The 19,708-nt window shown below is 69.9% G+C and carries 16 protein-coding genes; 3 read left to right on the forward strand and 13 right to left on the reverse strand.

Annotated features, from left to right (window positions below; all coding sequences use genetic code 11):
• Positions 1-119: 119 nt before the first annotated feature.
• Complete coding sequence (locus Q9R13_RS02460) at positions 120-1,526, forward strand: KamA family radical SAM protein (RefSeq protein ID WP_310963464.1); 1,407 nt, start codon at positions 120-122, stop codon at positions 1,524-1,526.
• Positions 1,527-1,614: 88 nt separating this feature from the next.
• The gene (locus tag Q9R13_RS02465) at positions 1,615-2,649 is read left to right on the forward strand and encodes a DNA topoisomerase IB (RefSeq protein WP_310963465.1); all 1,035 of its coding nucleotides are present in this window, start codon (positions 1,615-1,617) and stop codon (positions 2,647-2,649) included.
• Between the two features lie 7 nt (positions 2,650-2,656).
• On the opposite strand, the gene Q9R13_RS02470 is transcribed toward Q9R13_RS02465, so the two are convergent.
• Positions 2,657-3,094: an Lrp/AsnC family transcriptional regulator gene (locus tag Q9R13_RS02470; protein WP_310963466.1), complete on the reverse strand. Its 438-nt coding sequence runs from the start codon at positions 3,092-3,094 to the stop codon at positions 2,657-2,659.
• A 53-nt stretch (positions 3,095-3,147) separates the two neighbouring features.
• On the opposite strand from Q9R13_RS02470, the gene Q9R13_RS02475 reads away from it, so the two are divergent.
• Positions 3,148-4,071 (forward strand): 5'-3' exonuclease, encoded by a 924-nt coding sequence (locus tag Q9R13_RS02475; protein WP_397218847.1) that lies wholly within the window; start codon positions 3,148-3,150, stop codon positions 4,069-4,071.
• Positions 4,072-4,104: 33 nt separating this feature from the next.
• Here the strand turns inward: Q9R13_RS02475 and Q9R13_RS02480 are convergent, their stop codons facing one another.
• From Q9R13_RS02480 to Q9R13_RS02535, 12 genes are all read right to left on the reverse strand, one after another.
• The gene (locus tag Q9R13_RS02480; RefSeq protein WP_310963467.1) at positions 4,105-6,834 is read right to left on the reverse strand and encodes a DEAD/DEAH box helicase; all 2,730 of its coding nucleotides are present in this window, start codon (positions 6,832-6,834) and stop codon (positions 4,105-4,107) included.
• Positions 6,831-7,706: a diacylglycerol/lipid kinase family protein gene (locus Q9R13_RS02485; protein WP_310963468.1), complete on the reverse strand. Its 876-nt coding sequence runs from the start codon at positions 7,704-7,706 to the stop codon at positions 6,831-6,833. The genes Q9R13_RS02480 and Q9R13_RS02485 overlap by 4 nt, the downstream gene beginning before the upstream one ends.
• 27 nt (positions 7,707-7,733) lie before the next feature.
• The gene (tatC, locus tag Q9R13_RS02490; protein WP_310963469.1) at positions 7,734-8,513 is read right to left on the reverse strand and encodes a twin-arginine translocase subunit TatC; all 780 of its coding nucleotides are present in this window, start codon (positions 8,511-8,513) and stop codon (positions 7,734-7,736) included.
• Between the two features lie 79 nt (positions 8,514-8,592).
• A complete protein-coding gene (gene tatA / locus Q9R13_RS02495; protein ID WP_310963470.1) occupies positions 8,593-8,850 on the reverse strand; it encodes a Sec-independent protein translocase subunit TatA in 258 nt (85 codons plus the stop codon).
• An 84-nt stretch (positions 8,851-8,934) separates the two neighbouring features.
• Entirely contained in the window at positions 8,935-9,912 is a 978-nt protein-coding gene (locus tag Q9R13_RS02500; protein WP_310963471.1) for a helix-turn-helix transcriptional regulator, read from the reverse strand.
• Positions 9,909-10,877 (reverse strand): helix-turn-helix transcriptional regulator, encoded by a 969-nt coding sequence (locus tag Q9R13_RS02505; RefSeq protein ID WP_310963472.1) that lies wholly within the window; start codon positions 10,875-10,877, stop codon positions 9,909-9,911. Before Q9R13_RS02505 ends, Q9R13_RS02500 begins: the two co-directional genes overlap by 4 nt.
• 69 nt (positions 10,878-10,946) lie before the next feature.
• Positions 10,947-12,308: a Pup--protein ligase gene (gene pafA / locus Q9R13_RS02510; RefSeq protein ID WP_310963473.1), complete on the reverse strand. Its 1,362-nt coding sequence runs from the start codon at positions 12,306-12,308 to the stop codon at positions 10,947-10,949.
• Between the two features lie 25 nt (positions 12,309-12,333).
• Entirely contained in the window at positions 12,334-13,116 is a 783-nt protein-coding gene (prcA, locus tag Q9R13_RS02515; RefSeq protein WP_310963475.1) for a proteasome subunit alpha, read from the reverse strand.
• A gap of 456 nt (positions 13,117-13,572) precedes the next feature.
• Positions 13,573-14,436 (reverse strand): proteasome subunit beta, encoded by an 864-nt coding sequence (prcB, locus tag Q9R13_RS02520; protein WP_310963476.1) that lies wholly within the window; start codon positions 14,434-14,436, stop codon positions 13,573-13,575.
• Positions 14,437-14,640, reverse strand: a complete 204-nt coding sequence (locus tag Q9R13_RS02525) for a ubiquitin-like protein Pup (protein ID WP_310963477.1) — start codon at positions 14,638-14,640, stop codon at positions 14,437-14,439.
• A gap of 54 nt (positions 14,641-14,694) precedes the next feature.
• Complete coding sequence (gene dop, locus Q9R13_RS02530; RefSeq protein ID WP_397218853.1) at positions 14,695-16,209, reverse strand: depupylase/deamidase Dop; 1,515 nt, start codon at positions 16,207-16,209, stop codon at positions 14,695-14,697.
• Positions 16,210-16,253: 44 nt separating this feature from the next.
• Complete coding sequence (locus Q9R13_RS02535) at positions 16,254-19,703, reverse strand: glycosyltransferase (RefSeq protein ID WP_310963479.1); 3,450 nt, start codon at positions 19,701-19,703, stop codon at positions 16,254-16,256.
• Positions 19,704-19,708: the final 5 nt, after the last annotated feature.

A 19,708-nucleotide genomic window follows, 5' to 3' on the forward strand; every position in this document is an offset into this window, starting at 1 on the left:
GACATCTTCCGGCATGTGGTTGGACTTGCCGGACAAGATGCTCCTACTCTAGTCAGAAGAGGGTTACGTCACACAATGCGGCGCGCCCCGGACCACGTCCCCACGACCTGGGAGCACTGATGAGCATCGAGACGTCGATCGGCGGCCTGATCGAGGCCGAGACCGGCCAGCCCTACCCCTACCGTCGGGTCGAGCTGGTGGAGCCGGACTGGACCCGGTTCCCGGGATGGCGCGAGGTGACCGCCGCGCAGTGGTCCTCGGCCCAGTGGCAGCGGGCGCACTGCGTCAAGAACGTCGCGCAGCTGCGCGAGGTCGTTGGCGATCTCGTGGCCGATGCGTTCTACGCGGATCTCGAGCGCGACCAGCGCGAGCGGGCCACCATGTCGATGCTGCTTCCCCCGCAGATGCTCAACACGATCGCGCCCCGAGACCTGCCGACCGGGCCCGGCTCGCTCACCGAGGCGTTCTACGCCGACCCGGTGCGCCACTACATGCTGCCGGTGTTCTCCGACCGGCGTACCGACTGGGCCTCGCACCCCTTCGCCAGTCGGGACTCCCTGCACGAGCACGACATGTGGCAGGTCGAGGGCCTGACCCACCGCTACCCCACGAAGGTGCTCGCCGAGCTGCTGTCGACCTGCCCGCAGTACTGCGGCCACTGCACCCGGATGGACCTGGTCGGCAACTCGACGCCCTCGGTCGACAAGCTTCGGTTCGACCTCAAGCCCGTGGACCGACTCGACGCCATGCTCGACTACCTGCGCCGCACCCCACAGGTGCGCGACGTGGTCGTCTCCGGCGGTGACGTCGCGAACCTGCCGATCGCCCGGCTCGAGGACTTCCTGACCCGGCTGCTCGAGATCGAGAACATCCGCGACATCCGGCTGGCGACCAAGGCTCTGATGGGCCTGCCCCAGCACTGGCTGCAGGACGATGTCCGCGCCGGGATCGAGCGGGTCTGCCGGATCGCGCGGGCGCGAGGCGTCTCGATCGCGGTGCACACCCACGTCAACCACGCGAACTCCGTGACTCCCCTGGTGGCCGACGCTGCGCGAGCCATGTTCGACGCCGGCGTCCGGGATGTGCGCAACCAGGGCGTGCTGATGAACGGCGTGAACGCGGACCCGCACGCGTTGCTCGACCTCTGCTTCAGGCTGCTCGACGGCGCCCAGATCATGCCCTACTACTTCTACATGTGCGACATGATCCCCGCCTCGGAACACTGGCGGATCTCGGTGGCCGATGCACAACGGCTGCAGCACCACATCATGGGCTACCTCCCCGGCTTCGCCACCCCGCGCATCGTCTGCGACGTCCCGTTCGTCGGCAAGCGGTGGGTGCACCAGGTCGCGGACTACGACACCGAGCGCGGGATCTCGTACTGGACCAAGAACTACCGCACGTCCATCGAGGCCGACGACCCGGAGGCGCTGAGCCGTCGCTACGAGTACTACGACCCGATCCACACGCTGCCCGAGGCAGGACGGCGCTGGTGGGCCGAGCGGACGGCGGGCGCCACCGTCTGATCCGACGGCGGCGGGGTGGGTCGCCGCCCGAGGGTGACGTGGGCCACGGCCATGCATCGACCGCACGTCCGCGGGGCACCACCGGGACATGCCACGCCTGCGCAGGGTATCGCCCGACTCGCCCGGCTGGACCCGCAGGCGCGCCGGTGCCGGCTTCGTCTATCTGGACGAGGACGGGGAGCGCCTCGGAGCGGATGCCGTGCGCAGGATCAAGGAGCTGGTCATCCCACCCGCCTGGGAGGAGGTCTGGATCTGTCCCCTGCCCCATGGGCACATCCAGGTCGTCGGCACCGACGACGCCGGCCGGCGCCAGTACCTCTACCACCCGGCGTGGCGGGCTCGGAGGGACCGGATGAAGTTCGATCGGGTCAAGGATGCTGCGCCCTCCCTGCCTCGGGTGCGCCGCGCGCTCGACCGACACCTTGCGCTGGAGGGCATGCCCCGCGAACGGGCCGGCGCGGCTGCGGTGCGGCTGCTGGACCTGGGCTGCTTCCGGATCGGCAGTGACGTCTATGCCGATGCGAACGGCTCCTTCGGCCTCACCACGCTTCAAAGGCAGCACGTGCGCCGTCGGGGTGAGGAGATGGTCTTCCTCTTCCCGGGCAAGTCCGGCAAGGAGCACGAGGTGGTGATCGACGATGGGCGCGTCCTCCCGGTACTCGAGGAGATGCGGCGTCGCCGCGGTGGCTCCGACCGGTTGCTCGCCTACCGTCACGGACGACGGTGGCTTGACCTGGATGCGTCGGCGGTCAACGAGTACCTCGCCGAGCTCCTCGACAGCGACCTCACCGCCAAGGACTTCCGCACCTGGCACGCAACGGTGCTGGCCGCGGTCGCCCTGGCGGAGTCCGACGAGACCGGCGTGAGCAAGGCGTCCCGCAAGCGTGCGGTGCGCGCTGCCGTGGTCGAGGTCGCCGACTACCTCGGGAACACTCCCGCCGTCGCTCGCGGGTCCTACATCGACCCGCAGGTCCTCGAGAGGTACGACGACGGGCTCGTCCTCGACCCGGCCCGTTGGGCGCGCTGCCGCTCCCCGGAGAGCCGCCAGCACCAGCGGGAGCTCGGCGTGCTCGACCTGCTCGGCGACGACCCCGCCGGGAGCGATCGGGTCCGACGACGGTGATGGCGGCTCAGGGAACCGGTCGGTTCTCGTACGGCGTGGACAGCACGATGGTCGTCCGGGTAGCGACGTTGGCCAGCGCTCTGATCCTGCCCAGTGTCTCCTCCAGATCGGCGGGCGTGCCGACCCGGACCTTCAGGATGTAGGACTCCTCCCCCGCGACCGACCAGCACGACTCGATCTCCGCCAGACCGCGGAGCCGGTCGGGATAGTCGTCGGGTTGGGACATGTCGAACGGGGTGATGGAGATGAACGCCGTCAGCGGTCGACCGGCCGCGGCATGGTCGACGGTCGCGCCGTACCCGGTGATCAGGCCGCGCTGCTCGAGCCGCTTCACCCGCTGGTGCACCGCCGAGGTGGACAGCCCGGTGGCCTTGCCCAGGTCGGTGTAGGACATCCGGCCGTCAGCCGCCAGCAGCCGCAGAATCTCCCGGTCCTTCTTCTCCACGGCGAGAACGATAGTGCCTCGAACCCGCCGGGGCGGTCTGCCAGACTCGCCGCGTGACCGAACGACTGATGCTCCTCGACACGGCGTCGTTGTACTTCCGCGCCTACTTCGGCGTCCCGGACTCGGTGCGCGCGCCCGACGGCACGCCCGTCAACGCGGTGCGCGGACTGCTCGACTTCATCAGCCGCCTGGTCGAGGACTACCGCCCGACCCACCTCGCCTGCTGCTGGGACAACGACTGGCGGCCACAGTGGCGGGTCGACCTGATCCCGACGTACAAGGCGCATCGAGTGGTCGAGGTGACGCCCGCCGAACGACCCGATGTCGAGGAGGTGCCTGACTCCCTCGAGACGCAGGTGCCGGTGATCGCCGAGGTGCTGGCCGCGATTGGCATCGCCGTGGTCGGGGCCGATCACCACGAGGCGGACGACGTGATCGGCACCCTGGCGACCGGCGCCGGGATGCCTGTCGACATCGTCACCGGCGACCGCGACCTCTTCCAGCTCGTCTCGGATGTGGACGAGGTGCGGGTCCTCTACACCGCGCGCGGCGTCGGCCGCCACGAGCGCGTGACCGACGAGGTGGTGGTCGGAAAGTACGGCGTGCTTCCCAGCCAGTACGCCGACTTCGCGACCCTGCGCGGAGACAGCTCCGACGGGCTGCCCGGCGTAGCGGGTGTCGGCGAGAAGACAGCCGCGTCGCTGCTGCTGAAGTACGGCGACCTCCGTGGGATCATCGACGCCGCCACCGACCACGCGTCAGGCATGGCACCGGGGCCACGGTCGAAGGTCACCGCTGCGCTCGCCTACCTGGAGGTGGCGCCGAAGGTCGTCGCGGTGGTGCGCGACCTCGACCTCGGGAGCCCCGACCTGACCCTGCCCCGAGCGCCGGCCGATCCGGACGCGCTTGCCCGGCTGACCGAGCGGTGGGGGCTCGGCTCGTCGGCCACCCGCGTCCTGCACGCCCTCGTCGGCTGAGCCGGGCACCGCGTCCGCCCGGCGCTCGGAGGCTCAGTCAGAGACCGAGGAGTAGGCGACCACGCCGCGGCGCAGCCGGGCGGCGCACTCCCGCGCAACCTGACGCAGCGGCGTCCCCGAAGCGGCGTCGGCGACCTGATCGGTGACATCGAGGAGCTGCTTCATCCAGCGCACGAAGTCGCCGGCCGCAAGCCCGACGGCGTCCAGGACACTGTCGAGGTCGTCGCCCTCCGCCCAGCGGTGCGCGGCCCAGCAGAAGCCGAGATCGGGCTCGCGGAGCTGGTCGACCGCATGCTCACGCTCGAGGGCGTCGAGGTCGGCCCACAGCGACACCATCTCGCCGAGCACGTCACGTACCCGGCCGGCGGGCAGCCGCGGGCGCTCCGCGGCGTCGTCGGGCCGACGCGACTCGAAGACCAGCGCGGCCAGCGCCGCGGCGAGCTCGCTGGGGTCCAGATCGGCCCAGAGCCCGCTGCGGAGGGCCTCGGCAGCCACCAGGTCCATGTCGTTGTAGATCCGCATCAGAGTCCGGCCACGGTCGGTGACCTGATCGCCGTCGACGTACTCGAGCGCCGTGAGCACCTCGCAGACGCGGTCGAACTGACGGGCGATGGTGTTCGTCCGCTGCTCGATCCGCCGCCGCAGGGTGCCGGCGTCGCGGTCGAGCTTGTGCCAGCGCTCCGCCCAGCGGGCGTGGTCCTCCCGGTCGGGGCACTCGTGGCACGGGTGGGCGCGCAGCTGTGCGCGGAGGTCGGCGATCCGGCCGTCCTCCGCGGGCGCCGGTCCGTCGGTGCGCCGTGGCGGCGGTGGGGTCAGCCCGTGGGTGCGATGCTTCAGCGTCGAGGCCAGGTCGCGACGCGACTGCGGATTGCGGCCGTTGAAGTCCTTGGGGATCCGCATCCGGGTGAACGCGGTGACAGGGGTGGCGAAGTCCGCGAGGCTCAGCCGGCGGGCGTGCCGGTCGGCGGTCAGCACGAAGGGCCGCGGGCCGTCCCGATCGGCCCGGGTGCCCGGGTCGATGACGACCGCCAGCCCGGCGAAGCGCCCGGTCGGCACCTCGATGACGTCGCCCGGCCGGAGCGCCTCCAGCGAGTCCAGCACCTCGCGGCGGCGGTCGGCGCGCCGCGACTTCGCCATCGTGCTCTCGGTGTCCGAGAGCCGTCGACGCAAGCCGGCGTACTCCATGAAGTCGCCGCGGGCGCAGGTGGCCGCATCGGCGTACCCGGTCAGGGCCTCGTCGGCCTTGCGCAGCTGCCTGGCCAGGCCGACCACGGCCTTGTCCGCCTGGAACTGGGCGAACGACGACTCCAGCAGCTCGCGGGCGCGCTCCCGACCGACCTGGTGGACCAGGTTGACCGCCATGTTGTACGACGGCCGGAAGGAGGACCGCAACGGGTACGTCCGGGTCCCGGCGAGCCCGGCCACCGAGCGAGGATCGATGCCGGGCTGCCAGAGGACGACGGCGTGCCCCTCGACGTCGATGCCACGCCGGCCGGCCCGCCCGGTGAGCTGGGTGTACTCGGCCGGGGTGATGTCGGCGTGGGTCTCACCGTTCCACTTGGACAGCTTCTCCAGGACGACGGTGCGCGCCGGCATGTTGATCCCCAGAGCAAGGGTCTCGGTGGCGAAGACGACCTTGCACAGGCCCTGCAGGAACAGCTCCTCGACGCACTCCTTGAAGGTGGGCAGCATCCCGGCGTGGTGCGCGGCCACGCCGCGGCTCAGCGCGTCCAGGAAGTCGTGATAGCCGAGCACTGCCAGGTCCTCGTCGGGCAGGTGCGCACAGCGCTCCTCGACGAAGTCGTGGATCCGGTCGCGCTCGGCGGGGGTGGTCAGCCGGAGGTTGGCGTCCAGGCACTGCTGGACCGCGCTGTCGCAGCCCAGTCGGCTGAAGATGAACACGATCGCCGGGAGGAGCCCACTGCGCTCGAGACGGTCGACGACCTCGAACCGCGAGGGGATCCACACCCGCCGGCCGTTGCCGACGCGTCGCCCCGACTTGGGGCCGCCGCCGGTTCCCCGCGGCGCCCGGCGGTCGCGCATCCGACTGCTCGCCCAGTCGTCGCGTGCCACCCGGAGCAGCTCCGGGTTGACCTTCTGCTCGCGTCGGTCGGCCGGGTCGGTGGCCTCCTCGTCGGCGAAGAGGTCATACATCTGGCGGCCGACCAGCATGTGCTGGAACAGCGGGACCGGGCGGTGCTCCTCGAGGACCGTGCGGGTCTCCCCCCGCACGGTGCCGAGCCACTCGCCGAACTCCTCGGCGTTGCTCACCGTCGCCGACAGCGAGACCAGTGCGACCGACTCCGGCAGGTGGATGATCACCTCCTCCCAGACCGCACCCCGCATCCGGTCGGCCAGGTAGTGCACCTCGTCCATCACCACGAACCCGAGGTCGACGAGCGTGCGCGACCCGGCGTACAGCATGTTGCGGAGCACCTCGGTGGTCATCACCACGACCGGTGCCTCGCCGTTGATGGTGTTGTCCCCGGTCAGCAGGCCGACCCGGTCGGCGCCGTACCGCTCGACGAGGTCATGGAACTTCTGGTTCGACAACGCCTTGATCGGCGTCGTGTAGAAGCACTTGCGGCCGGACTCGAGCGCGAGGTGTACCGCGAACTCGCCGACGATCGTCTTCCCGGAGCCGGTGGGCGCGGCTACCAGGACCGACTGCCCTGCCTCCAGCGCCCGGCACGCGCGTTCCTGGAAGGCGTCCAGGGGGAACGGGAGCAGCGAGGTGAACCCCACGAGCTGCGACGTGGTCATGGCACCAGCACCCGCAGCGCAGTCGGCTGCACCTCGACGGTCAGTGGAAGGGGTGCGATCCGCTCACCGTCGGCGTACGCCGTGATGCCCGACGCAGCGATCGTGATCCGTTTGCCTGCGTAGTGCCGGTACTCCGGGCGCTGCACATGGGTCCCTTTGAACAAGGTCGGGTAGGTCGCCACCAGCTGGCGCTTCCTCATCGGACCGATCACCACCACGTCGAGCAGGCCGTCGTCGAGCAGGGCGCCCTCGGTGATCCGCAGGCCACCCCCGAAGGAGGGGCCGTTCCCGATCGCGACCAGCATCGCCTCGAACCTCTCCTCGGTGCCGTCGATGTCCATCACGTAGGAGATCGGGCGGAAGACCCGTAGCTCGGCGAGGGTGGCCAGGTTGTAGCGCATCTGACCACGGGGCCAGGTCATCCGGTTCGCCCGTTCATTGACGATCGCGTCGAACCCCGCTGCCAGCACGGTCACGAAGTAGCGGTGGCCGGCCCGGGCCAGGTCGATGGTGCGCTCCCGCCCTGCGGCGACCACGGCTGCGGCCATCAGCGGATCGGTGCGCGACACACCGAGGTAGCGCGCCACGTCGTTCCCGGTGCCCACGGGGATCACGGCGAGCCGGGTGCTGCTGTGCGCCAGCGCCTGGATCGCAAGGTGCACCATGCCGTCTCCGCCGACCACGACGAGGGTGTCGACACCGTCGGCGACGCATTGCTGGGCGAGCCGCATCGCCTCATCCGGGTCGGTTCCCTGCAAGTTGCGGACCACGTGCCCGGCCGAGCGCAGCCCGGGCAGCACCTGGGACACCACCTGGCGGCCACGCCCCCTGCCCGCATGCGGGTTCGTCAGGAGCGCGATCTCACGGGACACGACAGAACCCTATCCAGACGTGGTCGCTCAGCCCTCCAGCGGTGACGCCTCGTCGTCGCTCCACCGGGGCTGCTCCGCCCGGGCCCGACCCCGTCGGCTGTCGACGATCCGCGCGATGATCTCGGAGACGAAGAAGAGGGCGGTCATGGGGATAGCGAGGAAGAGCATCGAGAAGGGGTCGGTGGACGGCGTGGCCACCGCGGCGAACACGAAGGTGCCGATGATGATCCACGGTCGATGCCGGCCGAGCGCCTTGCCGCTGACCACTCCGGCCAGGTTGAGCATGATCACGAACAGGGGGATCTCGAAGGCGATCCCGAAGACCAGCAGCATCCGTGAGGTGAACGAGAAGAAGTGGTCGAAGTCGTTCAGGTTCTCCACCCCGTGCGGGGTGAAGTTGATGAGCACTGACAGCGCCTTGGGCAGCACGTAGTAGCCGATCCCGACGCCGGCCACGAAGAGCGGCCCGGCCGCGGCGACGAAGATCAGGCTCCAGCGCTTCTCGGTGGGTCGTAGCCCGGGCATGATGAACGCCCAGATCTGGTACAGCCAGATCGGGCTGCTCGCGACCAGGCCGGCCACACCGCAGAGCTTGAGCTGGAGCATCAAGCCGCCGCCGATGCCGGAGACGTAGATCCGGCTCTGGGTCTGCGGGTTGAGCATCTTCTGGGCGTTGGTGAACGGCCCGGTGATGAGGTCGAGCAGCTGGTGGTAGAAGAAGAACGCCGCGATCACCGCGACCAGCAGGGCCAGCAACGCGCGCATCAGCCGCGCGCGAAGCTCCCGGAAATGGTCGATCAGGGCCATCCGGCCGTCCTCCCCCGTGGGACCGGTGGGCCCGCGGAAGAGGTCGAGAACGCCGGCGAGCGACATACCCGCCGCCCGCTCAGTCGGTCGGGTGGCTGCGGCGCTCGCCCTCGGTGCGCTCGCCGGTCTGCTCGGTGCCGGGGTCGATCTCGTGCTTCTGGGCCGACGGCTTGTCGTCGTCGTCGAGCAGTCCCTTCGTCTCCGCCTTGAAGATGCGGATCGCACGGCCGCTGCCGCGGGCCAGGTCAGGCAGCTTGCTCGCGCCGAACAGCAGCACCAGCACCGCGAGAATGATGAGCAGCTCGGGGGTACCGAGGCTGCCGATGAGCGGAATCACGCTGAGCTCCTCTACCGGAAACGAACCAGACAGTTCCTCGCCCGACCCTCGACGCGGCTGCGCCCCGGGCGGCAGGGACGCTGCTCAGTCTACGCCGTCGGTGTACAGGGCGAGTGCACGGCGAGCGCGCGCCGAGACCTCCTCGGCATACGACGCCGGACTGAGCACCTGCACGTCCGGGGCCTGCCCCAGGACGAGCTGGACCAACCAGCGCCCGTCACCGACCCTCAGGGTCACGTCGAGGGCGCCGTCGGGCGCCTCCTCGACCCGGTCGACCGGGTAGTAGTCGGCAAGCCAGCGCGCAGGCGGCCGCAGCCGGAGGATCGCCACCTCATCGTCGGCGGAGGCCTGGAAGAGCTCCTCACCGAGATCGCGCGGAGCCTCGTCGGGATGGGCCCGGGACTGCGCAAGGACCTCGGCCGCGTCGATCCGATCCAGGCGGAAGGTACGGCGGCCCTGGGCAAGGTGGCACCACGCGTCCAGATAGGCGTTCCCGTCCCGCTCGATCACTGCGATCGGGTCGACCACGCGTTCGGTCGTCTCGTCGCGCGAGGGCACGTAGTACTCCAACCGAACCTGTCGGTCCTCCCCCACCGCACGTGTCAGCAGCGTGCGTGTGCCGGCGTCGTCGGCTCTGGTCCGGACCACGTGGGCGGGCACCGTGGGCGTGGCGTCCGCGGTGGCGTCCTCGAGCTTGACCAGGACCCGGTCGATCACGGCGCGCGACTCGTCCGGGCTTCCCTCGCGCAACACGCGCAAGGCGACCATGAGCGCGGAGGCCTCGCTGCTCCCGAGCCGCAGCGGGCGGGTCAGGAAGTCCGCGTTCCAGATCTGCACCCGACCGTCGGGGTCGTCCTCGAAGCTCTCCATGTTGAAGTCGATGAGCTCCCCCGGCCCGAGCCCCGGCAGGCCGCAGTACCAGAGCACCTTGAGGTCCTTGACGATCTGCTCGGGCCGCACCCCGAAGTCGTCGGCCACCTTGCGCAGCGGTACGCCCTGGTTGTGCTGAAGGTAGGGCACCAGTGCCAACATCCGGGTGACCTGCTCCTTGGCGCCACTCATCGTCCCGCCTCCACCAGGCGGGCCAGTCGAGTGCGCACGGTCTCGCGCAGGTCCTCGGGCGACTCCACCAGCACCGCGTCGCCGAAGCGGAGCAGAGCGGCGGCGAGCGAGCCGCCGTCGCGGTGCCTGAGCCGGGCGCGGTCCCACCCGGGCCGTACGTCGTGCTGCACGTCCTCGGCCCACCTCCGCAGCCCGTGTGCCTGACCGCTGCGGATCAGCACGACGGCCTCGTCGGCGTCCGTGCGCGGCGCCAGGCTGTGACTGAGCTCGCGCAGGTCCGTACCAGGGGGCACCTCGAAGGAGCCCGGGGGTCCGGCGACCTGTACCGGACCGACGATCCGGCCGAGCCGGAACATCCTGGGCTCGCCACGGTCGGTGTCCATGCCGACGACGTACCACCGCTCGTCCGCGGTGATCACGCCCCAGGGCTGCAGGTGGCGGTGGGTGCTCTCGAGGTCGCCGGGTCGCCGGTAGTCGAATTCGACCGGGGTGCGGCCCAGGGTGGCCTGCCACAGCGGCTCGAAGGCCGGGTCGTCGGCGGCGAGGGTGGGATGCACGGCGTCGATCGCTCGACGGTCGACGTCGAGGCCGGCCGACTTGAGCTTGACCAACGCGTCCGAGGTCGTCGCCGCCAACCCGGCGTGCTGCCAGACCCGCGCCGCCAGGCCGAGGACCGCGACCTCGTCCGGCTCGAAGTCGATCTCGGGGAGCTCGAAGGCATCGCGGGCGATCCGGTAGCCCTGGTCGTCGTCGAAGAACTTGTCGAGGTGCCCGACCTCGATCGGGATGCCGAGGGCGCGTAGCTCGTCCTTGTCGCGCTCGAACTTCTTCTCGAACGCATCGGTCGACGTCGCCTCGCGGTATTCCGGGATGCTCTCCCGGATGCGCTCCTTGCTCACGTAGTTCTTGGACACGAGCAGGAGGATGACGAGGTTGACCAGGCGCTCGGACTTCGTCGCCGTCATGCGGGGTCCCCGCCCGGCGAGCGCGGCGAGTTGCGTGGTGGGGTGCTCACGCGGGTGACCCTACCTGCGTCACATGCCCTCGATCAGTCGCTCCACACGCTCGTCGTGGGCGCGGAACGGGTCCTTGCAGAGCACCGTGCGCTGGGCCTGGTCGTTGAGCTTCAGATGCACCCAGTCGACCGTGAAGTCGCGTCGGCGCTCCTGGGCCCGCTTGATGAAGTCGCCGCGCAGCCGTGCCCGGGTGGACTGCGGCGGGATCGACTTGGCTTGGAAGATCGCCAGATCGCTGGTCGCTCGCGCTACCGCGCCGCGACGCTCAAGCAGGTAGTAGAGCCCTCGGTCACGGTGGATGTCGTGGTAGGCGAGGTCCAGCTGCTGGATCCGGGGGTGCCCCAGCGGCAGTCCGTGCTGTTGGCGGTACCGCTCGATGAGCCGCCACTTGATCACCCAGTCGATCTCGCGCTCGACCAGGCTGAGGTCGCCGGACTCGACCGCCTTGAGGCTGCGCTCCCACAGATCGAGGGTGCGTGCGATCACGGGGGTGTGCAGCTCGCGCCGGTCGACGAAGTCGCGGACCCGGGTGAGGTACTCGCCCTGGATCTCCAGGACGCTGGCCTCGCGGCCGTTCGCCAGCCGGATCTTCCGCCGTCCGGTCAGGTCGTGGGCGATCTCCCGGATGGCCCGGATCGGGTTCTCCATCGTGAGGTCGCGCATCACCACGCCCTCCTCGATCATCCGCAGGACCAGGTCGCAGCTGGCCACCTTGAGCATCGTGGTGGTCTCGGACATGTTCGAGTCGCCGACGATCACGTGCAGCCGGCGGAACCGCTCGGCGTCGGCATGCGGCTCGTCACGGGTGTTGATGATCGGCCGGCTGCGCGTGGTCGCGCTGGAGACGCCCTCCCAGATGTGCTCCGCACGCTGGCTGATGCTGTACGACGCCCCGCGCGGGGTCTGGATCACCTTGCCAGCGCCGCAGATCACCTGACGGGTGACCAGGAACGGGATGAGGACGTCGGCCAGCTTGCTGAATTCGCCGTTGCGGCCGACCAGGTAGTTCTCGTGGCAGCCGTAGGAGTTCCCGGCCGAGTCGGTGTTGTTCTTGAACAGGTAGACGTCGCCGGAGATGCCCTCGTCGTGCAGCCGCCGCTCCGCGTCGATCAGCAGACCCTCGAGGATCCGCTCCCCCGCCTTGTCGTGGGTGACGAGCTCGGTGATGTCGTCGCACTCCGGAGTGGCGTACTCGGGGTGACTGCCGACGTCGAGGTAGAGGCGTGCCCCGTTGCGCAGGAACACGTTGCTGCTGCGTCCCCAGCTGACCACCTTGCGGAACAGGTAGCGGGCGACCTCGTCCGGCGACAGTCGCCGCTGACCCTTGAAGGTGCAGGTGACGCCGTACTCGTTCTCGATCCCGAAGATCCGCCGGTCCACGCCTCCCACACTAGGACCTGGGCGGCTACGAGGGAGGTGCGACCGGCGGCTCGTCGCCACTTTCCGTCGGCGGCTGATCGGCCTCGACCCCTGCGGGGTCGGGCGACGACGGCGCATCGCCGAGCAGGGCGACAAGATCGGCGGCCGAAATCCGTCTGAACTTGCGTGCCAGCGTGCGGGTGCGGTCCAGGGCGGCGACCTCGAGGTCCCGCGCGGAGATGGTCCGGTCGCCGCTGTCGCTGTGGCCCAGCGCCGCGACGGCGAGCTTGATCGCCTCATCGCGGGACAGGCCCGGGGCGTATCGGTCCTTCAGGTACGCCGTCACCGAGTCCGCTGCGCCGCCCATCACCGCGAAGCCGTGCTCGTCGGCCACCTGGCCGTCGAACGTCAGCCGAAACACCTGGTCGTCCTGGGGGTCGTCTGCGACCTCGGCGACGAAGATCTCGACCTCGTACGGCTTCTCGCCGCCGCTGGAGAAGATCGTCCCGAGCGTCTGCGCGTACGCGTTGGCCAGGCCCCGGCCAGTGACGTCACGCCGGTCGTAGGCGTAGCCGCGCATGTCGGCCAGCCGGACGCCGGCGATGCGCAGGTTCTCGAACTCGTTGTAGCGGCCCACCGCTGCGAACGCGATCCGGTCGTAGATCTCGCTGACCTTGTGCAGCGCCTGTGAGGGGTTCTCCGAGACGAACAGCACGCCATCGGCGTACTGCACCACCGCGACCGAGCGGCCACGAGCGATCCCCTTGCGCGCGAAGTCGGCCCGGTCCTTCATCAGCTGCTCGGGCGAGACGTAGAACGGCATCGTCATGCGTGGTCACCCCCCCGACCGACAACGTCGGCCCCGTCACGGTGCAGATCTCTGGTCAGCTGCTCGGGCGAGACGTAGAACGGCATCGTCATGCGTGGTCACCCCCCCGACCGACAACGTCGGCCCGGTCACGGTGCAGATCTCTGGTCAGCTGCTCGGGCGAGACGTAGAACGGCATCGTCATGCGTGGTCACCCCCCCGACCGACAACGTCGGCCCGGTCACGGTGCAGATCTCTGGTCAGCTGCTCGGGCGAGACGTAGAACGGCATCGTCATGCGTGGTCACCCCCCCGACCGACAACGTCGGCCCGGTCACGGTGCAGATCTCTGGTCAACTGCTCGGGCGAGACGTAGAACGGCATCGTCATGCGTGGTCACCCCCCCGACCGACAACGTCGGCCCGGTCACGGTGCAGATCTCTGGTCAACTGCTCGGGCGAGACGTAGAACGGCATCGTCATGCCTGGTCACCTCCGTTCGCCGAGGCCGGCGGGTCCAGTGGCGCGGCAGGGCCGTCCGGTCGCGCCATCCGCCCGGCGACGACATGATCGGCCACGGCGGCGACCTCCTCCTGGGTCAGCCGGCGATGGCCGTCGGCGGTGATCACGCTGACGATCGGGAAGATCCGGCGCGCGAGGTCCGGCCCCCCGGTTGCGGAGTCGTCGTCTGCGGCGTCGTACAGCGCCTGGACGACGGCCGTGACGCACGACCCCATGTCCAGGTCGTCACGGTAGAGCTTCTTCAGCGCGCCACGGGCGAACATCGAACCCGATCCCACCGAGTGGAATGCAGTCTCCTCGTAGCGACCGCCGGTGACGTCGTAGCTGTAGATCCGGCCGTGCCCGACGCTCAGGTCGAAGCCGGCGAACAGCGGCACGACCGCGAGTCCCTGCATGGCCATCCCCAGGTTGCTGCGGATCAGGGTCGAGAGTCGGTTGGCCTTGCCGTCCATCGACAGCGTGGTGCCCTCGATCTTCTCGTAGTGCTCGAGCTCGGTCTGGAAGAGCCGGACCATCTCGACCGCGAGCCCGGCGGTGCCGGCGATCCCCACCACCGAGAACTCGTCGGCGGGGAAGACCTTCTCGATGTCGCGCTGGGCGATCACGTTGCCCATCGTGGCGCGCCGGTCCCCCGCCATCACCACGCCTCCGGGGAAGGTGGCCGCCACGATGGTGGTGCCGTGCGGGGCGAGCTCGGCGGCGGAGCCGGGCGGCAGCGTGCGCCGGGACGGGAGCATCTCCGGCGCGACCTGGCCCAGGAAGTCCGCGAACGACGACGAGCCCGGCGTCAGGTAGGCGTCGGGCAGGCGCGAGTCAGCCACTTACTGCCCGCCCTTCTGGATGAACGACTTCACGAAGTCCTCGGCGTTGGTCTCGAGCACGTCGTCGATCTCACCGAGGATCGCGTCGATGTCCTCGTCGAGCTGCTCCTTGCGCTCGGCGACGGTGTCCTCGGCTGCCGGGGCGGCGTCTGCCGGCTCCTCGGACTCCTGGGACTTGCGAGGTTGCTTCTGTTCCTGGGCCATACCCAGAACCTACGCGATGGAGCGAGGCCGAATCGAGCCTGCTCGGATTTGGGATCAGCGGGTCAGTGCCTCGAAGAGGCCTAGTGCGGTGTCGTGCTGGTCCAGCAGATCGCCGACGTGGGCCCGGCTGCCCCGCAGTGGGTCGATCGTCGGGACCCGTTGCAACGACTCGCGGCCGGGCAGGTCGAAGATGACCGAATCCCAGGATGCGGCCGCGATGCTGTCGGGGAACTTGCTCAGGCACCTGCCGCGGAAGTAGGCGCGGGTGTCCTCAGGCGGCTCGTGCATGGCGTGGGTGACGGTCTCGTCGTCGACGAGGCGGTCGATGCGACCGAGCTGGACCAGCCGGTTGTACAGGCCCTTGCCCGGTCGCAGGTCGGAGTACTGCAGGTCGATCAGGTGCAGCTTGGCGTCCGACCAGGTCAACCCGTCGCGGTCGCGATAGGAGTTCAGCAGCTGGAGCTTGGCGACCCAGTCCAGCTCCCGGGCGCACTCGAAGGGGTCCCGCTCAAGGCGGTTGAGCACGGACTCCCACCGGGCCAGTACGTCGAGGGTCTGCGGATCGGCGTCCGCGCCGTACTTGTCCGCGACGTACTTCGCGGCGGCGTTGTAGAACTCCCACTGCATCTGTACGGCGGTCAGGGCGCGACCGTTCTGCAGCTCGACGAGCTGGGTCAGTGAGGGGTCGTGCGAGACCGCGCGCAGCGCGGCGATCGGGGTGGCGGGCGCCAGGTCCCACGTGCTCGGGTCGAAGGCGCGGTCCTCGATCATCGCCAGCACCAGGGCCGTCGTACCGACCTTGAGATAGGTCGAGATCTCAGCGAGGTTGGCGTCGCCGATGATGACGTGCAGCCGGCGGTACTTCTCGGGGTCGGCGTGCGGCTCGTCACGGGTGTTGATGATCGGTCGCTTCAGGGTGGTCTCGAGGCCCACCTCGACCTCGAAGAAGTCGGCCCGCTGGGTGAGCTGGAAGCCCTCGCCACGGCCGTCCTGGCCGATCCCTACGCGTCCGGAGCCGCAGATCACCTGCCGGCTGACGAAGAACGGCACCAGATGCTTCACGATGTCGGCGAACGGCGTCGACCGTCGGACCAGATAGTTCTCATGGGAGCCGTAGGAGGCACCCTTGTTGTCGGTGTTGTTCTTGTAGAGAAGCAGCTCACCCTCGCCGGGCGTCGAGGCGAACCGGCTCGCGTCCAAGGCGATCTGCTCGCCCGCCTTGTCCCACCGGACGACGTCCAGCGGGTTGGTGCACTCGGGGGTGGAGTACTCAGGGTGCGCATGGTCGACGTACAGCCGGGCGCCGTTGGTGAGGATGACGTTGGCCAGGCCGAGGTCCTCGTCGGTGAGCTGGGTGGGGTCGGCGACCTGGCGCGCCATGTCGAACCCGCGGGCGTCACGCAGCGGGGACTCCTCCTCGAAGTCCCAGCGCGCCCGACGGGCCTTGTGGGTGCTCGAGGCGTAGGCGTTGACCAGCCGCGTGCTCGCCACCATCGGGTTGGCATGCGGCTGGCCCTGGACCGAGATGCCGAACTCGGTCTCGGTCCCCATCACTCGTCGCACGCTCACACCTCCAGCGTAATGGTGTGGGGTGAGACCGGGCGGCGTTCACCCTAGGTACGGCGCTGCGGAGCATCACCGCGCGGAACGAACACCGCGTCAACCAGTCGCGAGGATGCCGAGATCCCAGCGAACTCGCTTCCAGGCAGGCAGGCTGAACGCAGGTCGGCGCGCGCGCGGGCATGTGAGCTGCCCAGTGCCGGGAGATCGCCCAGCAGTGCGACGACCTCCTCCACACTCGTCGCCCGGGGCCCGGGCTCGGACGAGGTCGAGTCGGCCGAGCCCGGCGTGGCGACAAGTGCGGCACCCGGTGCGAAGAACACCATCGGAAGGTCAACGACGGCGCAGGCGGGACCGAGCGTGGAGACGCGGGCCGGGTGAGCGAGGACTGCGGCGTCGCCTCCGAGGAGAAGCTCGTTGACGCAGGGATGGTCGGACGCGTCGACGATCCCGTCCTGCCCACCTCTCCTGACGGCGCCTGCGCGACCAGCCGGCCGGCGAAGCAGGAACACGTATTCGTCACCGAGTGCCCGACGTGCCTCGGCGACGTCGAGAAGACCGTCATCGGCGCACAGGACCACGTGCTGTCCGGCGTCGATGCCGAGCATCTCCCTGGTGTGGTCGCGGATCCGGGCTGCGTCGGCGGAACGCAGCAGGTCGTGGCTCGGACAGCCGACCCGTAGGACCGTAGGCGCGCCAGCAGCGCCGTACGACGCGCCGGACCGCCCGCCCGGCCCTGAGCAGGACAGCACGTAGTCGCAGCCGGACGGATCCCCGCTCGCACCGCATGCACCGCGCACCACGACCTGCCCGGCGGGCTTGGCCGGCCAGCCCGGAGGAATGGCGTCCACGACGAGGTAGCGGGATGCCGCGACGACACCGTGCCACTCCGCAGTGCCCTCCACTAGACCACGCGCTTCGCGTGGGAGCACCACCGATCGGTCGCGCACCGACCACAACAACTCGAGGTCGGCCGAGCGCCGGACCAGCTCCTGCTGCACGGCCAGCGCGTCGCCGTCGGCCAGCTCGCCCCCGCAGGCACGGAAGACGACCGCGGGTCGCGCAGCGACGGCCACCGCCGCCTGCTCGCGGAGCATCCTTTGCGCCCTGGCCGAACGGTGCGCGAGCGGAACGGGTGGCTCGACCCGGAAACGAAGCGTCGGCCGGCGACCGCCGGTGACAACGACGGTGAAGGAGAGGTCCCGGAGCTCGATGTGGTGTGGCAGCGCGTCGAGCACGGTCGTCACGGGCGAGGGATGCAGGACACTGCCGTCCGCGAGGTCGAGCTGCAGCTTGTAGGAGCCGGGTGGCAGTGCAAGTCCGTCCCGGCCCCAGCGGGAGCGTTGGAGCGGGAAGCGGACGCGGTGGAGTCCTTCGGAGCGGTCCCAGGTGCCCCGCACCTGCATGGACCGGCTATTCAGATGGGGCTGGACGGCGGCTGCGTCCACTCCGAGCAGCTCGAGGTCGACCGTGAGCTGCCCGTCGTCGGCCGCGAAGCCGAGCGTCCGGGCGGCCATCCGTCGCCTCTGCACCGACACCTGGCCCGAGCTGCTGGCCACCAGCTCGAGGCCGTCCCCTCCCCCGGCCGGGACCGGGTCTGAGCCGAGCGGGGTGCCGGGCGCCGCCGCCACCGGAGCCACCCGCTCGTCGGGGAGCTCGGCCCACAGCGCGCACGCGGCGATAGCCCGGTCCGACGCCAGGAGCGGTGCGATCCGGTCGCGAGGGAGCCGAGCGCGGACGATGCCTCCCGCGACCGGATCATGCTCGAGCTCGAGCGCGGTCCCTCCTTGCCCGGAGATCCCCAGACGCAAGCGACTCCCCGGCGGAGCGTGCAGGTCGAGCACCAGTCCGTCTGCGTCGAGGCCGTTCGCGACGGCGTACACGTCGGGGCGATCGACCTCCAGCGCCGCCTCACCGGTGTCGGTCTCTCCTAGCGACCTCAGCACTCCCCGCTCAGCCGGCACCGTACGCTCGAGCGTTGCTCGGACGTCTCGCGACAGATCGACGCCACCGGTCCTGGTGAGCCCGGCGACCGACACGGAAGCCTCCAGCACGTGGGTGCCCGGGGTCGAGGGCAGCAGGTGCTCCGGCAGGTCCACGGCGAAGCCGCCTGCGCGCTGGTCGCAGTACTCGTGGCCGCCCAGGATGTCCACCTCGGGATCCTCGACGGTCCGGACGGGTAGGTCGATCCGGTCGCCGGTCGGCGAGACGAGGGCCAGGGTGATGCGCACGCCGTCCCCACTCAGATCGACGTTTCGCACGAATGCATACCCTCGAAGACGCAGCTCACCGCCCGATCCCCACGACGCCCAGAGCAGACCTGCGCGCAGTCGCGTCTGCCGGTCGGACAGGAGCAGGCAGTCGTCGGGAAGTCCGGGGATGTCCAGGTGAGCGGTCACCCCGCCGGCACCGACCGAGGTCGGCGTACGCCGTTCGATCCGCGGTGCCTCGCCCAGGAACCGGACGAGCTCTGCGGTCCGCCCCTGCAGGACGAGCTCATGGAGCACCTTGCTCCGCACCCCCACGGTGCGCACATAGTCAGCCCGGGCAACGCGGTCGAGGAGCATCTGCAGGGCCTCACGGAACGCCGCGCGGAAGTCGTCGTCCGCTGCCGCGAGCGCGGGCGTGAAGTAGGAGAGATTGTGCGTGACGAGCTGCAGCGCGCGCACCTCCTCGGCACGGTGCTGACCGGCACTGGTGAGCTCGCTGAGGGAGAGCCTGACGGCCTCGTTGTGGTCGCGGAGGTTCTCAGCGGTGGTGGTCTGCTGGGACAGGGACGTGCGATCCTCACGGACCCGCCACCTGACGCCGATCTCGGGATGTACGTCGAAGCCACGGGCTCTGGCGTAGGCGCGGGAGGAGACCGGCTGGTCCTCGTACACGAGCCCTTCGGGGAAGCGGAGCGCGGCGGCCTCCCAGAACGTGCGCCGGTAGACCTTGCTCCAGGCCACCGCGTTGACCTGGATCTGCGGGAACGCCTCGAGGGTGCACCCCAGCCGCCGCTGCGCGTGGACCTCCCGGATCCACCAGCCGGCGTCCCGGGTGCCCTCCGGGCCGAGTCGCTCATAGCCGGTGACGGAGAAGTCGGAGCCGGACCGAACCAGCCCCTCGAGCGGGACGCTGAACACGTCTCGGGTCACCACGTCGTCGGAGTCGATGAACGCCAGGAACTCCCCCCTGGCCGCATCGATGCCGGTGTTCCGCGCTGCGCCGAGTCCCCCGTTGAGCCGAGTCAGCACTCGCACCCGCCGATCCTCGCGTGCGTGCCTCTCAGCGACGTCTCTGCTGCCGTCCGGACTGCCGTCGTCGACCACAATGATCTCGACGTCGTCGTAGTCCTGCTCGCGCAGGGACGTCAGACACTCGTCGACGAACGCCTCGACGTTGTAGATGGGAACGACGACGCTGAGCAGACCCTGGGTGTACCGCGGCGACCGAAGCCGACGGGCAGCCCGCTCGGCCGGCCGGGCGACGGCGCGACGCAACGAACGGTGCAAGCTCACCTCTC

Origin of the sequence: Nocardioides marmorisolisilvae, assembly GCF_031656915.1 — a bacterium.
Classification (GTDB): domain Bacteria; phylum Actinomycetota; class Actinomycetes; order Propionibacteriales; family Nocardioidaceae; genus Marmoricola; species Marmoricola terrisoli.

Bases quoted from the DNA above. Each gene is read 5' to 3' on its own strand.
- Q9R13_RS02460 (WP_310963464.1), top strand. From the start codon at position 120: ATGAGCATCGAGACGTCGATCGGCGGCCTGATCGAGGCCGAGACCGGC.
- Q9R13_RS02465 (WP_310963465.1), top strand. From the start codon at position 1,615: ATGCCACGCCTGCGCAGGGTATCGCCCGACTCGCCCGGCTGGACCCGC.
- Q9R13_RS02480 (WP_310963467.1), bottom strand. From the start codon at position 6,834: ATGACCACGTCGCAGCTCGTGGGGTTCACCTCGCTGCTCCCGTTCCCC.
- tatC (WP_310963469.1), bottom strand. From the start codon at position 8,513: ATGGCCCTGATCGACCATTTCCGGGAGCTTCGCGCGCGGCTGATGCGC.
- Q9R13_RS02500 (WP_310963471.1), bottom strand. From the start codon at position 9,912: ATGAGTGGCGCCAAGGAGCAGGTCACCCGGATGTTGGCACTGGTGCCC.
- Q9R13_RS02505 (WP_310963472.1), bottom strand. From the start codon at position 10,877: ATGACGGCGACGAAGTCCGAGCGCCTGGTCAACCTCGTCATCCTCCTG.
- prcA (WP_310963475.1), bottom strand. From the start codon at position 13,116: ATGACGATGCCGTTCTACGTCTCGCCCGAGCAGCTGATGAAGGACCGG.
- Q9R13_RS02525 (WP_310963477.1), bottom strand. From the start codon at position 14,640: ATGGCCCAGGAACAGAAGCAACCTCGCAAGTCCCAGGAGTCCGAGGAG.